The organism is Iodidimonas sp. MBR-22 (assembly GCF_029946565.1).
Taxonomy (GTDB): Bacteria; Pseudomonadota; Alphaproteobacteria; order Sphingomonadales; family Rhodothalassiaceae; genus Iodidimonas; species Iodidimonas nitroreducens.
Genome location: NZ_JARKVQ010000013.1, coordinates 42020 through 58923 on the forward strand (window position 1 = coordinate 42020; position 16904 = coordinate 58923).

General features: G+C 54.2%; 10 protein-coding genes. 3 read left to right on the plus strand and 7 right to left on the minus strand.

The window, feature by feature from the left end:
- Window positions 1–999: an L-histidine N(alpha)-methyltransferase gene (gene egtD / locus QK300_RS10580; protein WP_281301650.1), complete on the minus strand. Its 999-nt coding sequence runs from the start codon at window positions 997–999 to the stop codon at window positions 1–3.
- Window positions 999–2345, minus strand: coding sequence for an ergothioneine biosynthesis protein EgtB (gene egtB, locus QK300_RS10585; protein ID WP_281301649.1), 1347 nt, complete (start codon window positions 2343–2345; stop codon window positions 999–1001). Before egtB ends, egtD begins: the two co-directional genes overlap by 1 nt.
- A 184-nt stretch (window positions 2346–2529) precedes the next feature.
- On the opposite strand from egtB, the gene QK300_RS10590 reads away from it, so the two are divergent.
- Together QK300_RS10590 and QK300_RS10595 are read left to right on the plus strand one after the other, a co-directional pair.
- Complete coding sequence (locus QK300_RS10590) at window positions 2530–3528, plus strand: alpha/beta fold hydrolase (protein WP_281320843.1); 999 nt, start codon at window positions 2530–2532, stop codon at window positions 3526–3528.
- An 850-nt stretch (window positions 3529–4378) separates the two neighbouring features.
- On the plus strand, window positions 4379–5083 hold the full coding sequence (locus QK300_RS10595) for a hypothetical protein (protein ID WP_281301647.1): 705 nt from the start codon (window positions 4379–4381) through the stop codon (window positions 5081–5083).
- Between the two features lie 106 nt (window positions 5084–5189).
- Here QK300_RS10595 and prsR read toward each other — a convergent pair whose 3' ends face one another.
- On the minus strand, window positions 5190–6536 hold the full coding sequence (prsR, locus tag QK300_RS10600; RefSeq protein ID WP_281301646.1) for a PEP-CTERM-box response regulator transcription factor: 1347 nt from the start codon (window positions 6534–6536) through the stop codon (window positions 5190–5192).
- A gap of 42 nt (window positions 6537–6578) precedes the next feature.
- Window positions 6579–8603, minus strand: a complete 2025-nt coding sequence (gene prsK, locus QK300_RS10605; protein ID WP_281301645.1) for an XrtA/PEP-CTERM system histidine kinase PrsK — start codon at window positions 8601–8603, stop codon at window positions 6579–6581.
- Between the two features lie 251 nt (window positions 8604–8854).
- On the opposite strand from prsK, the gene prsT reads away from it, so the two are divergent.
- Window positions 8855–11638 carry an XrtA/PEP-CTERM system TPR-repeat protein PrsT gene (gene prsT, locus QK300_RS10610; RefSeq protein WP_281301644.1) on the plus strand — a complete coding sequence of 928 codons (2784 nt, stop codon included), beginning with the start codon at window positions 8855–8857 and terminating at the stop codon, window positions 11636–11638.
- Window positions 11639–11712: 74 nt separating this feature from the next.
- Here the strand turns inward: prsT and QK300_RS10615 are convergent, their stop codons facing one another.
- The 3 genes from QK300_RS10615 to QK300_RS10625 all read right to left on the minus strand — a co-directional run bounded on the left by QK300_RS10615 (window position 11713) and on the right by QK300_RS10625 (window position 16900).
- The gene (locus QK300_RS10615; RefSeq protein WP_281301643.1) at window positions 11713–13191 is read right to left on the minus strand and encodes an AMP nucleosidase; all 1479 of its coding nucleotides are present in this window, start codon (window positions 13189–13191) and stop codon (window positions 11713–11715) included.
- A 25-nt stretch (window positions 13192–13216) separates the two neighbouring features.
- Window positions 13217–14440 carry a nucleoside transporter C-terminal domain-containing protein gene (locus tag QK300_RS10620; protein ID WP_281301642.1) on the minus strand — a complete coding sequence of 408 codons (1224 nt, stop codon included), beginning with the start codon at window positions 14438–14440 and terminating at the stop codon, window positions 13217–13219.
- 69 nt (window positions 14441–14509) lie between these two features.
- Window positions 14510–16900 (minus strand): aldehyde dehydrogenase family protein, encoded by a 2391-nt coding sequence (locus QK300_RS10625; RefSeq protein WP_281301641.1) that lies wholly within the window; start codon window positions 16898–16900, stop codon window positions 14510–14512.
- Between the last annotated feature and the right edge of the window lie 4 nt (window positions 16901–16904).

The window sequence follows — 16904 nt, forward strand, 5'->3', positions numbered from 1 at the left end:
TCAGATGCGCAGAATATGCAGGCTGAACAGGGATTGATCATCGGTCAGCACCTGTTGCGGGGCCCAGCCTGCTGAGCGGGCCAGATCGGCAAACTCCCCGATGCTGTATTTGCAGCTTATCTCTGTGTGGATGCGCTCAGCCGCCTTGAAATCGATCACCGTGCCCGCCACTATCACCTTTTGATCGCGCAGGCTTTCGATATGCATTTCCACTTGGCTTTGATCGGGATTGTAAAAAGCCACATGGCGAAAGGCATCGAGATCGAAATTGGCCCCGCATTCGGTGTTTAATCGCCGCAGCACATTGAGATTGAATTGGGCGGTGATCCCCATCGCATCATTATAAGCAGCATCAAGAATAGCCGGATCTTTTTTCAGATCCACACCGATCACCAGCATCCCATCGGGGCCCAGCAGATGATGCATGATTTTCAAAAAACCCACGGCTTCATCGCGGCTGAAATTACCAATCGTGGAGCCGGGGAAAAAGCCCAGCTTTCTATGGGGCGTGGTGTTGAGGGGGGCGGGCAGGGCATCGAGCCTTGTATAATCGGCACAGATGGCGGTGATATTCAGATCGGGATTTGCAGATGCTAATTCAGACGCCAGTTCTTGGGCCGCCAAAAGCAGATGATCCCCTGAAATATCGATGGCAACAAAACCGGCGGGATTATCGAGCCCATCGAGCAAAAGCCGCACTTTTTCTAGGGCACCCGCACCAAATTCGATGACCAGAGCATCAGGACCCACAGCCGCGCCGATGTCTTTGCCATGGTCGCGCAAAAGGCGGCATTCCGTGCGGGTGGGATAATATTCCGGCTGCTTGCAGATTTCTTCAAACAGGCGCGAGCCATGGGCATCATAGAAAAATTTTGCCGGGATCGTTTTTTTGGCAGCCTTCAGGCCCGCAAGGGCAGCCTGTTCAAAAGACTCAGCTTCGGGCGCCAGATCAATGAAATGAACCGGGCTTTTGGTCGCTTGCGTCGTCTTTTTTTGCATCAGATATCCTTGGCCAGTCTTAATCCGGTGAATTGCCATTGGGCATGGGCGGGAAAGAAATTGCGATAGCTGGGCCGCCAATGTTTGGCGGGTGTCAGGCACGAAGCCCCCTTTAGCACATACTGATTGCACATGAATTTACCATTATATTCGCCAATCGCGCCGGGGGAGGGGCGAAAGCCCGGATAGGGGCCATAAGAGGAAGATGTCCAGGACCAAACCTCGCCCGCAAGCTGAAGAAAGGATGGGTTATCATCGGCATCCGAGCGGCGATTGTGCGGCAGTTGCGCAGGCGCCGGGTGCAGCCGGTGGCTGGCAATGATCGCGGCTTTGCGTTTGGCCTCATCATCATCTTGCATCGCTAAAAGCGTGGCACATTCAAGCTCATCCTCGCGCGGGAGGCGGGCCCCGGCCCATGTGGCAAACGCATCGGCTTCATAGAAATTGAGATGACAAACCGGCTCCGCCCAATTGATCGGCTGGCGGCCATAAAGGGTGAAAATGCTCCAGTCGCCGTCTTTGCTTTGGGTCCAGTAAAGGGGGGCGCTGGCATGTTCATGGTTCACCCAATCCCATCCTTCGGACAACCACAGGGTGGGGGTGCGATAGCCACCATCTTCGATGAACTGCAGATAATCGGCAGTGGTGACAAGACGATTGTGCAACGCATGATCATGAAGCCAGACCTGGTGCTGCGGGCCTTCATTATCAAAGGCAAAACCAGTGCCATCATGGCCGATTTTTTTGAGGCCGCCCGCCATTTTTATCCAGCGCGCTTCGGGGGCTTTGGTGATCATTTTGGGGAAGGAATGGGCATAGGCGGGGGCCGTGGGATTGCACGACAGGGCATGTTTGATATCGGTGAGCAGCAATTCCTGATGCTGTTGTTCATGATGGCAGCCCAATGTGATCAAAGCGGCGATGCGCGGCCATTGGGGATGCGCGCTCATTTGATCGAGAAAATCCGCCATGCGATGATCGGTTGCCCGGCGATAATCCATCACCGTTTGCAAAGAGGGGCGGCTCAAAAGCCCGCGTTGCGGGCGTGGGTGGCGCGGCCCTTCGGCCTCATAATAAGAATTGAACAGATAGTGGAAATCCTCGTCAAACACCGGATGATCGGGATCATAGGCTTTAAGAATAAAGGTTTCAAACAGCCAGGTGCTGTGGGCCAGATGCCATTTTGCCGGGCTGGCATCGGGCATGGATTGGATTTGTGCATCTTCCGCCGAAAGGGGAGCGGCCAGAGTCTCGGTGGCTTTTCGCACATCAAGAAAATGCGCCTTCAGCGCTTGGGCATCCATCAGATCGGCGGATAACAAATTTTGCTGATGAGGTGTTTGCACGGGGAACTCACCTGATAAAATGGATGGAAAGCGAAGGATCGGATAGGCCCGGACTATCCTATGGGTCAAGGGCTGCGCTACAAGATATAGGGTCTTCATTCTTTATGACAATGTGGCTTTTTACGCAAATCATCAGTCAATGCCTGTGAAATATATGGGAAAAATCATTGATATGAGGGGGATGGTGCGTCTTTTTCTCTTGGGCGGGTGGCTGATGGCGGTGGCCTGTACCCCTGTGGTGCAGCCCTTTCAGCCGCCTTCCGTGCCCATGGCGGGCAGCATAGAGGATGAGATTTATCAGACCCCGGATGGCCGCGCTTTGCCACTCAGAATCTGGCCTGATCATGATCGGGCGGCACCGCCAAGCTGCGCTGTGGTGCTGGCCTTGCATGGGTTCAATGATTATCGCGCTGCCTTTGATTGGTCGGCACCCTTGCTGGCTGATCGGGGCGTGCGGGTTTATGCCTATGATCAGCGGGGTTTTGGTGAAAATCCGCAGGCCGGAATTTGGGCGGGGGCGGATGCCTTGCGCGCCGATGCCCAAGCCCTGATCGGCCTTTTGAAAGCCCGCCATCCTGATCTTCCGGTGATTTTACTGGGGGAAAGCATGGGGGCGGCGGTGTCGGTTCTGGCCTTGGCTCAGAATGAAAAGAGCCCAAAGGCCGATGGCGCGGTGCTGGTATCTCCCGCTGCCTGGGGCTGGTCGGAGATGCCGTTATTCTATCGGATGAGCTTATGGCTGGCCGCCCATATCGCCCCCGGATGGGAACTGACCGGGCAGGGGTTAAAGCGCGTGGCATCGGATAATCGCGAGGCTTTGATCAGAATGGGGCGCGATCCACATGTGATCAAGGCGACGCGGGTGGATGCGATTTATGGGCTTGTTTCCCTGATGGAACAGGCGATGCAGGCGGCGCGCACGCTGGATGTGCCGACCCTTGTGCTGATTGGCGAGAAAGACGAGATCCTGCCTATCGAGGCCATTGAGGCCATCGCCCACATGATCCCGGCAGAGCAGCGCATCATCCGGCGCTATGCCGATGGTTATCATCTGCTTTTGCGCGATCTTCAGCGGGATGAGGTGGTTTCAGATATTATTGCGTTCATCAATGATTTGGCCGGATATGATCGGCGCTGTCAGAAAACGGCTCAGAAAATTCCCCCAGAAAATGCCTTAGAATAGTCCAACCCAAAAGACTGCCGATCACGGCTCCCAAGCTTGCGGCGATCATGCAGATGAACAGGTTTGTATCAAAGATCGTGGTCATGAAAAAGGCAAGTACGGCACCCGCTGCGGCGCTTAAAAGACCGCAGGTCAGGATTGTGATCTGCGCCATGAAATTTATCCCCTGTTCTTTATTCGCCTTGTCGCGTTTTATGATCGGCCTTGCCTGATCAGACAACCACTCTAAAGCTTACCATTTTATCGCGATTCGGCACCATTATCCACAAATATTTTTGTATTATATGATGTGCTCATTCATGGGCTGGCACAGGATATGCATAATTAATGATTGTGGCATACACATGACGTCCGCATCCTCGTTTGAATTTTCTGTATGTCTGGATCATGATTTATGGAAAAACCATCGAAAAGACAGGCTCTTTCTGTGTTCAGCCGTCGCACAGCTTTTCTGATCTGGCTCGTGGGCAGCCTGATCGGCTGGTTGGCTGTGATGCTCATCCTTGTTTTTATTCTGTAATATCTCGGCCATGGGGGGGATTTGGGATGCGCCTCCTTTTTTAGGATAGAAAAAAATGCTCCATGCCGTTTGCCTATCAGACCGTTTTATTCTCACTGATGAGTTTTCAAGAGGCTGTGGCAATAAGCGGGAGCAGGTTGTCCGTAAATTTTACAAAAGAACGCGGCATCGACAAAAATGTGTTATATTTTCTGACATTTTATAGTCATGACTTAAGTGTGATTTAAAAAACTATGGGTCATGAAGGGTTTATAGTATTTTCTATAATGGCATGAGATTTGCTTTTTTCCAGCAAACGACTATCCATGAAATGGCAAAATGATGCAACAGATGCGCGCAATAATCGGCAATGGATCGGCAAAAGGATTGCGGGGCTCGTCCCTCTATCTTTTGGCTGCCCTGATTATAGGGCTCGGCTTAAACCCGATCAAAAGCCAGGCTGCCGAGATCGTTGCGGGTGGGCTTGGCGATGGTAGCTGTGGAAATGCCACCGTCACGGCGCATGAAGCCAGCGGGGCGGTCGTCAATTTTAAAAGCTGTATCGGGCGCTTGGCGGGGAATGATGCCAAAGGTGATGGCGATCCTCTTTTGTTACTGCTCAATGATGAGGATATTTTCGGCGCTACGGATTGGATCTTTTTCGGCAAAAGCGATGGGAATGCCCCTGCATTCCTCGCCAGCAATGATCAAACCAGCGGCACCTGGTCGCTTTGGGATGATGCGGCATCGATTGCTGGTCCTTTCGTCATCAGTTTCAAGCATGGCAATGGATTCAGCGCCTTTTTCTTCGATGATCTGATCTCGGTGCGCGGGGGTGATTTTGCTTTGTCCCCGGCTCTTTCGGGGGGTGGCCGAAATAATCGGGTCAATGCTTTGTCCCATGCGTCCGTGTTTTTGTCGCCAACCACTTCCACCATCACAGCAGTCCCTTTGCCCGCGACCCTTGTTTTTCTGGGTTTTGGCCTGATCCTGCTGGGCTTTTTGGGTGGTCGTCGCAGCCGGTTGGGCCAGAGGCTCAAAAAGGGTGCGGCATGATTTTGAGCTAAGCAATCGGGAGGGGGAACTCCTGAGAAGAAGGGCGCGCCGCTTCAACCCCGGCTGCGCCCTTCGCCTTTTAGCGGTGATTTAAGGGATGCTCGCTTTATCGCAAGCCATGCTCATTGAGCAATTGATATAAGGTGGGGCGGCTCACATCAAGGAGGCGCGCGGCCTCGGATATATTGCCGTCGGTTTGGGCCATGGCTCTTTGGATCGAGTCCAGCTCGGCTTTCTGGCGGGCCATTTTAATAGTCAAAATCTGTTCATCGGGGCTTTCGGCAAGATCAAGATCACTCGCCGAAATCCGGCCATTGGCGGTGGCAAGAGCCCGTTTGATCCGGCTTTGCAATTCGCGCACATTGCCGGGCCAGTGATAATGCGAGATCGCAGCCAATCCATCACTGGCAAAACCGGGGTTTTTCAGCCCCTGTTCATGGCTCCATGTGTCGAGAAAATGATGGGCGATGAGCAGGGCATCTTCCGGGCGATCCCGCAATGGGGGCACCTGCACCACAGCCTCGCCAACCCGGTAATAGAGATCTTCGCGGAAATGGCCTTCGGCAATGGCTTTTTCCAGATCGCAATTGGTGGCGCACACCATGCGGAAATTGATGGCGATCTGCTTTCTGCCGCCCACCCGCTCGATGGTTTTTTCTTGCAAAACCCGCAAAAGCTTGGCCTGCAAGGACAAAGGCAGATCGCCGATTTCATCGAGCATCAAAGTCCCTTCATGGGCCTGTTCGATCTTGCCGATGGTTGTTTTATGGGCCCCGGTGAAGGCCCCGCGTTCATAGCCAAAGAGTTCGGATTCCAAAAGATTTTCAGGAATGGCCGCGCAATTGATTGCGATGAACGGGCCCTTGCTGCGACGGCTCAGGCTATGCACCCCATGGGAAAGCAATTCCTTGCCCGTGCCGCTGTCACCGATGATCAAAACCGAGACATCGGTTTTCGCCAGACGCATGATCTGATCGCCGATCGATTTCATCTTGGCGCTTGCGGTGATCAGGCCGGGGATCGCATTGGCCTGACTTTCAAGCTGCAAACGGCGATTGTCCTGCTCAAGATCATAAAGCTTCAAGGCCCGATGCACGATCAACCGCAATTCATCCACATCCAATGGCTTTTCATAAAAATCATAAGCCCCAAGCGAGACCGATTTCAGAGCATAGGAGCGTTCCTTCTGCCCGGTCATGATGATCACTTTGGTATCGGGGCTGGCAGCCAGAATATCGCGCAAAGCCGATAAACCCTCGCTGGGGCCATCCGTATCGGGGGGCAGCCCAAGATCGAGCAAAACCACGGCAGGGGCTTCTTTTCGCACAGCTTTGATGGCGCTTGGGCGATCAGCGCATAAGGTGCATTCCAGATCATCGAAGGCCCATTTCAATTGCCCCCTGATGCCCGGATCATCATCGACGATTAGCAATGTTCGCGTTGATTCATTCATAAATTGAGACCATATCTCATCATAACCGGGTTTGCTAAAAGTTTACAAAAGTGCAGGAAAGCTGAGCCGCATGGTGGTGCCGGAACCGGGGCTGCTGATCACATCCAGATCGCCCCCTTGTTCTCGGGCAAACTCCCGGCATTGAAAGGCACCAACGCCAAAGCCGCTGCGTTTTGTGGATCGGAAGGGCACAAAAAGGGTATCGCGAATGAATTCGGGGCTCATCCCGGCCCCATGATCGGTGATGTCGATGATGATCTTGTCGCCAATCAGATCGAGGGAAACCTCAACCTCGTCTTTAACATCACCGGCTTCAAAGGCATTGGATAATAAATGGCCGATGGTGGCGCAAAACCGTTCCTTCGGCACATGAAGCATCAAATTGTGCGCGGCAATATCGGCTTTCAGCAACGCTTTGCCACCGCCATTTTCGGCACGCTTGGCCAATTCATGCTGCAAGATCGGATAAACCGCAATTTCCTCGGGCTCTTCGGCCGATCCCTTGCCCGCTTCCACTTGGGTGAGGCGGGTGATCAGCTTTTGCATCCGCTCCACACTATGCTGAATGGTTTCATGCATATCACGCTGAAATTCCGGATTAGCGGAATGCTTATCAAAATTTTTCAGCATCAGGGAAAGCTGGCTGATGATATTTTTAAGATCATGGGCGACAAAGGCATATTGCCGATTGAAACGGGCAAATTGCCGGTTTTCCTCCAGGATGGCCGCGGCTTTTGATTCCGCCAGAAAGCTTGCGCATTGTTGTGCCACCAAAAGCAGCAGATCTTCATCTTCCACATCGATTTTATTGGCCACACGAGGATAAGTGAGGATGAGAAAACCATTCAGATTTTGCAGATGGGGCAGGGGAATGACAATCCATGCCGCCCGATCTTCATGAAAGGGGCTTTGCGCCAAACGCTGGTCATAAAGGCAATGAAGGGCGCCCTGATCATCCTGGAACAGATCAATGGATACAGGATGAGGGCTATGGGCTGCGGGCCGGAAATTCCATGTTGCCTGCAAGCGCGGGCGATCCTGTTCCAAAACCCATAAAGCGCCACCGGGGCTTTCCAGAATTTCAGCACAGGCCTTGATGATCCGATATTCCAAAGAGCTGTTATTGCGCCCATCGGTGGCCAAAGTTCCCATCAGGCGACGCCATTCATGGGCATAATCATATTTGCGGCTGTAAAAATGCCGGGCGACAAAAAGCTTGATACGCGCCCGGGCGCTGCCCGATGATAAAAAGAACAACAACATCATCAGGGCAAAGAAAAACAAACCGATCTGCAAGGGGAGGGCGGCATCTTCGGACAATTCGGGTAAAATAAGGGCCGCAGCCGCCACCAGCAGCAGATAAAAACCTACACCGATCAGGGTGAGGGAATAAAGAACCGCTTGCCGTGAGACGAAAAAGGGATCGCGCCAGAATTTATAGCGCGCCGCGCTGATGAATAAAAAGGGCACGATGGCAAGGTTCAGCAGGCCGCGAATATTATGATAGGCCGTGTTCATATCGCCCATGGCAAAAATCTGGGCATGCACCACCAGATCATAGGCAAAGGCTACTCCTAGGGGAATGCAGATGAATTTCAGATGCCAGCGTTCATAATCATTGGTGGCCTGAAACACCCCCACAAGGGCCGCGAGGCCTAAAATCATGCTGGAAAGATCGAGGATATAAATGATCTGACCCAAAAGCGCGGGGGCAATCCCAAAGCCCAGCAGGCTGATGATTTTGGATAGAATCAAAATCGGCGCCAAAAGCCCGACGATCCTTTGGAGCCCCCCCAAGGATTGACCCGAAGATTGTTCGGAAGATTGGGGCAAAAGGCTGACCAGAAAAAGGGCCCAACCCAAAAAATGCGCCGTGTAAAGCAGCCAGGCCAGATGGGTTGAAAAGGGGAATGTGCCATAAATCTGGCTCGCGGCCCATAAACCATGGATGAAGGCGGCCATGGCAAACAGGCGGCTTTGCCTTTGCCGCCATCCCCTTCTCAGCAAAAGCAGGGCCAGCGCGATAAAACCCACAGCCGTGAGTGCGAATGTCCAGAAATGGATCATCCTGCGCTGTCCTCCTGCCCTTTGTTCCCTTTTTACACAGTTCTACAGCTTTGGTCTGAACGCAAGTCTTTCACAACATTTAAAATAAAGTGCTTGGCGCTTGGACAAGTCTTTGCTGTGAGATGGTTCAGTCTATGCTAGAGTTGGTTGCTGCACGGATCACAGGGTCACAGGATCGCGTGGGGCGAAAAAGGGGCCGCAGTTTTCAAAGCCTGCGGATCCTATCCGAATCGGGGAATAAAGGGTCGAAGATGACAGTCTCAAAATTATTGAAACACGGGTTTTTTTTGATCAGCCTGGCCGCGATTTCGGCTTGTTCGCCCGCTGACCCACAGCAGCGGGCCGAAAAATATTACGAATCAGGCTTGGAAAAATTTCAATCCGAAAAATACAATGCCGCTGTCATCGAACTGAAAAATGCCTTGCAGGAAAAGGCGGATTTTATCCCCGCCCGGCTTTTGCTGGGCCGGCTTTATCTGCAGAATTACCAGATCATGGCGGCCGGAAAAGAATATGAACGTGCAAAGGAGGCGGGGGCTACGCCATCCGAATATCTGGTTCCTTTGATGCGCGTTTATAATCTGGGCGGGGAATTTCCCAAGACATTGGGGCTTGTGGAGGCGGCTGCCCCCGATCTGGCGCGCGATCTTGATGTGATGGCCTATCATGCCGATGCCCTTTTGGGCCAGGGTCGGGTGGGGGATGCACAGGATCTTTTGCAATCCGCACCGGCTCAAACGGCGGGGATTTTGGCGCGTCTCGGGCAGATCGCCCTAAGCCAGAATGAAACCGAAAAGGCGGCATCCTTATCACAACAGGCGTTGGAAGCCGGGCCCGAACAGTATGAAGCCAATCTGCTGGCCGGACGCATGGCGATCATGGCGGAAAACAGGGATCAGGCCGAAGGCTATTTGCGCACGGCGCTTAAAGCCGATCCCGCATCGCCTTTGGCCACCATAACCCTTGCCAGCCTTTTGATCGAACAAGGTGGGCTGGATGAGGCCTTGGGCTTGCTCGATGGTTTGCGCCAGCGCGGGCTGAGCTCGGAGCAAAGCATTTATCTGCGCTCATTGATTGCCCTGCAGCAGCAGAAATTTGAAATTGCCAAAACCGAATCCGAGCGTGTTTTGGCGAGCAATCCACGAAGCCGCTCTGCCCTTCTGGTGGCCGGAATTGCCAATAGCGCCTTGGGGAATGATCAGATTGCGATCAATAATCTGCAACGCTTCGCGCGGGAAAGTATGGGCGATGGCGAAGTTCCCGAAGTGGCCAGCCGGGCCCTTGCCTGGTCGAATTTAAGGATGGGCAATGCTTCCGATGCTTTGGCTGCCATTGCCCCCCTGGCCAGTGCCGGAGGCGCGGGCGAAGATAATCTGGCCGCTTTGCGCCTGGCAACGGCCGCCGCCGTGCAGTCAGGTAAAATGGATCAGGCGATCGGCTATCTTGAAAATGCTTTGGCGCGAACGCCCGATAATCTGGCCTTAGCCACGGCATTGGCATCGCTCAAGCTTGGGATTGGCGATAAAGCCGGGGCGGAAGCGGCTTTGAAGTCTTTTTCCGGCGGCGATCAACTGGATGGCGTGAATGATCGTATGCGTCTTGGGGTAACCTATGCGCGGGCTGGCAATCTTGATGAAGCCATGACCATTGCCAATGCCCTGATCTCCGATCATCCCGAGCGTGCGGCGGGCTATTTTCTGAAAGGGCTGGTGCACGGCACCTTGGGGGAATCGGCTGAAGGCATTGAATTGATCGAAAAAGCCAATGCCCTTGAACCTTATAATCAGCCGGTGATCGTGGCCTTGATCAGGCTTTATCGTGAGCAGGGGCGGCAGGATTTAGCCATCGGCTTGATTGAAACGGCCCTTAAAAAGGCCCCGGAATCGGCCGAACTGAAATTAGGGCTGGCCCAGCTTTTGGCTGAATCAGGGCAAAATGAAAAGGTGGAGGCGTTGCTGCGCGATGTTGTGGCGCAATATCCCGAGCAACAGGCCTATAAGCTTGCTTTGGGTCGATATCTTCTGACAAATGGGCAGGAAAAAGAAGCCCTTGAACTGGCCAAGGCAATTTTGAAGGCGAATCCCGATCAGCAAGAAGCAATGGAACTGGCGGGTCTTGCTGAGGAGATCATGGGTGATTCTGCTGCGGCCTTGCAGCGGTTTGATCGGCTGGTGGCGCTTAATCCTGAAAATGCGCGCAATCATGTTTTGCTGGCGCGTAGCCTTGTTGCTTCGGGTCGGATCGATGATGCCATCGCTTCTTTACGTGAAAGCATCAGATTGAATGATGAATATAATAATGCGCGGGCCATATTGGCGCGGCTTTTGGCAGAAAAAGGGCAGACCGAAGAAGCGGATGACCTTCTTGTGGAATTGGAAAGTCGTTTGGGGGCAACCCCTGATTTTCTGGAATTGAAGGCCGAAATATACTTACGGCTTGGGGAGCAGGCCAAAGCAGCAGCGGCGATGGAGCGGGCTTATGCGCAGGCACCTACCGAAAGGCGGGCGCTTTCATTGTCGCAGATTCTGTGGTCAATCGGGGAAAAGGAAAAAGCGCTCGCAGCCCTTCAAGGCATGGAAACATTGGGGGTTAATCTGCAGCGCGCCCAATTATTGAGCCAGATGGGCGAAAAAGAACGGGCGGCCCAGCTTTATGATGCAGTGTTGGATAAAAATCCGGAAAATCCGGTTTTGCTGAATAATTATGCTTGGCTTTTGTGGGAAATGGGGCGGACTGATCAGGCTTTCCAGCTTGCCAGCAAGGCGCGGAGGCTCGCCCCAAAATCCGCATCCATTCAAGATACCTATGGAGTGATCAGCTTATCACGCGGAAATTTGGGGCAGGCCTTGGCGGCCCATCGCGAAGCTTATAGCCTTGCCCCTGATAATCCCGACATTCAGATGAATTTGGCCAAAGCTCTGTTGGAAAATGGGAATAAAGAAGAAGTGCAGACATTGCTGGCGGATTTAGGGCGTACGATCGATCCGGCTCGGCGCGACGAAGTGGCAGAGCTTCTTAAACTAGCCCGGCAATAAACTTGCCACCTTCATACGTCACCCTTGGGTCTCCGCCCGGGGTGACGAAGTTAAGGAGGCCATGAGAACCGCCCTTAACGAAAGGCGGGTTCGTCGAAGCTTCGGAGCTTGCGCGAATGGAGGGTGCCCGATGCCGCTTCATCGCGCAGCAATTCCATCGCCCGGATACCGATCTGCAAATGCTGGCTGACGCTTTTTTCATAAAACACATCGGCCATGCCCGGCAGCTTGATTTCGCCGTGCAAGGGGCGATCCGACACACATAAAAGCGTGCCATAAGGCACCCGAAAGCGATAGCCATTGGCGGCAATGGTGGCGGATTCCATATCGATGGCAATCGCCCGCGATTGATTGAACCGCAGCGCCAGTTCATCGATCCGCAATTCCCAGTTCCGATCATCGGTGGTGACAACGGTTCCGGTGCGCAGACGGGCTTTCAGGGATTTACCCTTCAAGCCGGTGATTTCCGATACCGCATTGGCCAAGGCCACCTGCACTTCGGCTATGGTGGGCAGAGGAATGGCGGTGGGCAGAGCCCCATCCAGCACATGATCATCACGCAGATAGGCATGGGCCAGCACATAATCCCCCAGCCTTTGGCTGCCGCGCAGGCCACCGCAATGGCCCACCATCAGCCAGGCATGGCTGCGCAGAACCGCCAGATGATCGGTTACCGTTTTGGCATTGGATGGCCCCACACCAATATTGACCATACTGATCCCGCCGCGCCCTTCGCGTACCAGATGATAGGCGGGCATCTGCGGGGGTTTGGCAATCAGATCCTTCGTCGGCATTTTGCCACGCTGGGTGATCCGCCCCCCCGGTTCCACCAGCATGTCATAGCGCCCGGCTTCCACTTCGTTTTTGCCAAATTCAATGAATTCATCAACATAGCGCTGATAATTGGTAAAGAGCACGAAATGCTGGAAATGTTCGGGATCACTGGCCGTGTAATGGCGGATGCGGTGCAGGGAATAATCAATCCGTTCGGCTGAAAAAAGCGACAAAGGGGCCACTTTTTCCACGCCCTTGATGCGTTCGCCATCCACGATATCATCATTGGTGGCAACAAGATTGGGCAGGCTGAAACTATTCTTGATCTCGTTTCGGCGTTCCGGCGTGAGGCCGGATGCCGCCCGTTCAAGGGCAAAGGTGAGCGGGATTTGCGTATGGCTTTTGCCCACCATGAAAATCGCCTCATGATGATTGATCAAAAGCTCCATCTGATCAAACAGATAATCCCGAAACAGATAAGGACAGGTGATATCGGTGCCGTGAAAGCCATGGGTATTCACCTTGCCGAAAGCCAGATTGCTGGTCCGCGACAATTTGCTGGGATCAACTTTTGTTGCCAGATAAGGATAATGCGCTGGCCGGGCCGGGCCTTCCAGGCGATTATCCAGAAAGGCATCGAAATCTTCCTTGATGGTGGCAATGGCATCTTCATAATGGCTGATCATGCGATCAATGGCCTCTTGGGCCGTTTCGCAGATCACCAGATCCGTGGCGGGAAAATCTTCCAATAGGTGCGGGTCGATCTGATTTCTTTTCATGATTTGTCCTGAATTCGGTTCGGGATTATAGCGATAACAAAAAACTGGCCATGGTGGCGCTCATCAGATTTGAAAGGGTGCCGGCCAAAATAGCCTTCAATCCCAGCCGGGCGATTTCTGATTTCCGATCCGGCAGCATGGCGCCCAGGCCCCCGAAAATGATCGCCAGCGCTGGAAAATTAGCAAAGCCGCACAGGGCGAAGGTGATCACGGCAACACTATGGGCGCTTAGCGTATCCTGAATTTGCGCCAATTGCACATAAGCGATAAATTCGTTGAGGATGGTTTTCTGGCCCAGAAGATTTCCAGCCGTGGCCGCCTCATGCCAGGGTATCCCCATCAGATACATCAAAGGGGATAAAACAACCCCCAGCACCAGTTCAAGGCTTAAATCTTCAAAACCCAAAAGCGATCCGATGCCACCGAAAAGATCATTCAGCAAGGCCAGCAAGGCCACAAAGGCCAAAAGCAGCGCCCCCACGCTGACGGCGATTTTAAGCCCGGCCATCGCCCCATCGGCGGCGGCCTCGATCACATTGGCGGGCTTGTTCTTTGGATCAAAGCCGGTGGCATCAAGGGCTTTGATGGGTTCTTCCCGTTCATCAGGGGATTCCGGCATCAGCAATTTGGCCTGCAACAATCCCCCCGGCGCTGCCATAAAAGCCGCCGCCAGCAGATATTCCAGATTGATCCCAAGGCTGGCATAGCCCACCAATATGGCCCCCGATACCGAAGACAGGCCCACCGCCATCACCGAAAAAAGCTGGGAACGGCTAAGGCTGGCAAGATATGGCCGCACCACCAGCGGGGCTTCCACCATGCCGACAAAAATATTCGCCGCCGCACACAGGCTTTCCACAGGGCGCGCGCCGATGATCTTTTGCAGGCCGCCGCCGATCAGCAAAACGATCCATTGCATGATCTTGAGATAATATAAAACCGCAATGAGCGATGAAACGAACACGATCACCGGCAAAACCCGGAAAGCAAAAATAAAGCCCAAGCTATCATTGCCCAAGGGGCCGAAAAGAAAGCTGATCCCTTCATCGGCATAGGTAACGATCGATCCCACACCCAAGGCCGCAGCGCGCAGAACATCCTTTCCCACCGGGATATAAAGGGCGAAAATGGCAATCAGCGCCTGCAAGGCAAAGGCGCTGCCCACCACCCGAAACCGAATATGCCGCCAATTGCTCGAAGCCAAAACCCCAATGGCAAGTAAAAGCAGCATACCGGCAAGAGCGATCATCAAGGGAACCTTTATTTGGGGTACGATCCTGCAAGCGTGTCGAGCCTGCTTTCATGCCCCATTCTGGCTTTAATCGCCATAAGGAAGCCAGACGTTTTTCACCTGTGTCGCTTCACGCAGGAACTGACGCCCCTCGCCAAATTTTGGCGATGACCAATCCCGGGCCTTGCCATAATTTACCCAGCAGCGTTTGAGATTATCGGCGGATAACCGCTCCACCTGCTCGCTGCCTTTGGCCGTGCCAAAATACCAAAGCCCATCGACCTGATCATGACGCGCCAACACATCGGCGAGGCCATCGCGATCCCCGGTGACGATATTCACCGCGCCATCCGGCACATCGGATGTTTCAAGGATCTGATAGAAATCGGTGGCGATGAGGGGAAAGCGCTGGGAGGGGACGATGACCGTGCGATTGCCCATCGCCAGATGCGGTGCCAGCAATGAGATAAAGCTGAGGAGCGGGTTGCGATCGGGGCAGAGCACCGCCGTTACCCCCAAAGGCTCGTTGATGGCGAGGGCGATATTGCGCAGGGGCGGATTGTGAACCAGTCCATCAAATTTATCGGCCCAGGCCCCATAGCTGAACAGCCGGGAGATACTGGCCAGAACCTCGGTCTTGGCCGCTTTGGCGCTGGCCCCCGTCAGGCGGCTGAGGCGGTGGGAAAATTCCTCTTCGCGGATGGCCAGATTCTCGGCGATATAATAAAGAATCTGGGCCCGGTTATGGCCGGTGCTTTTGCTCCAGCCTTCAGCCTTGAAGGCGGCTTCCACGGCATCGCGGATGTCTTTCCGATTGCCGTCGCCCACAAGCCCGATCAGCTTGCCGCCCTGATCCACCACCGGCAGGCTATTGCCGCCATCGGGGCGCTTTTGTTTGCCCCCGATATAGTTTTTCGCGGTGCGGTCGATCAGATCATGGGGCTTGCTCTGGACTTTCGGGGCGGCTTTGGCCTCGATGATATCGCTGCCCGATGGCTGCCATTCATCGCGCAGCTTCATATATTCATAAAGCCCTTCGCGCCCGCCCTCACGGCCAAAGCCGCTTTCGCGATAGCCGCCAAAGCCGCAGGCTGCATCGAATTGATTGGTGCAGTTGATCCACAGCACACCAGCCTTCACCAGCCCGGAAATTTCAAGCGCACGATTGATATTTTCCGACCACACGCTGGCCGATAGCCCATAGCGGGTATTATTGGCCAGATCGGCGGCTTCGGCCAGGGTGCGAAAGCTTGTGACCGTGAGAACGGGGCCGAAGATTTCTTCGCGCGCGGCGACATTGGCGGGGGCCACATCGGTCAGAATGCTGGGCAGATAATAGCATCCCTTTTCGGGCATGGGGATATCGGGCTGCCACAGCACCGCCCCTTCACGCACCGATTGGCCGACCAGTTCATCGATCCTTTGATGCTGGATGGGATCGACGATGGCCCCCATATCGATGGCTTTATCAAGGGGCGAGCCAAGACGGAAATTGCTCAGCCGGTGCTTGATTTTTTCGATCAGCTGATCGGCCACGCCTTCCTCGACGATCAGCCGCGAACCGGCGCAGCACACCTGGCCCTGATTGAACCAGATGGCATCCACCAGCCCCTCCACGGCGCTATCGAGATCGGCATCATCAAAAACGATGAAGGGCGATTTGCCGCCCAGTTCCAAAGTCAGCTTTTTGCCGCTTCCGGCCGTTGAGCGGCGGATCAGGCGACCCACATCGGTGGAGCCGGTGAAGGCGATTTTTGCCACATCGTCATGGCGCACCAGCAATTCGCCGGTTTCGCCCGCGCCGGTGACGATATTGACCACCCCATTGGGCAATCCGGCCTCGCGGCATAATTCGGCAAAATAAAGGGCGGTGAGGCTGGTATATTCCGCCGGTTTCATCACCACGCAATTGCCCATGGCTATTGCCGGGGCAATCTTCCAGGCCAGCATCAACAAAGGGAAATTCCATGGAATGATCTGCCCCACAACGCCCAGTGGCTCAAAATCGGGCAGATCCTGTTCCATGAGTTGGGCCCAGCCCGCATGATGATAAAAATGCCGGGCCACGAGGGGAATATCGATATCGCGGCTTTCGCGGATCGGCTTGCCATTATCCATGCTTTCCAGAACCGCCAGAAACCGGCTGTTTTTCTGGATCAAACGGGCGAGGGCATAAAGATGGCGGGCGCGTTCATGACCGCTCAGGCCCGACCATTTGGGAAAGGCTTTTTTGGCGGCGGCCACGGCCTTGTCGATATCGGCGGGCCCGGCAATGGCGATTGAGGCAAGCAGGTCGCCGGTCGCCGGATTGCGGCTTTCCAGTGATGTGCGGGTGCCTTCGGGTGCCTGCCACTGGCCATCGATAAACAGATCAAAGCCGCCCTCGTGCCGGGCCAGCCAATCTGACACATAATCGGATTGTTCGGGCGCGGGGCCATAGGACATGCTATCGAAAATCTCGGCTATTTTGGTTGACATGAGG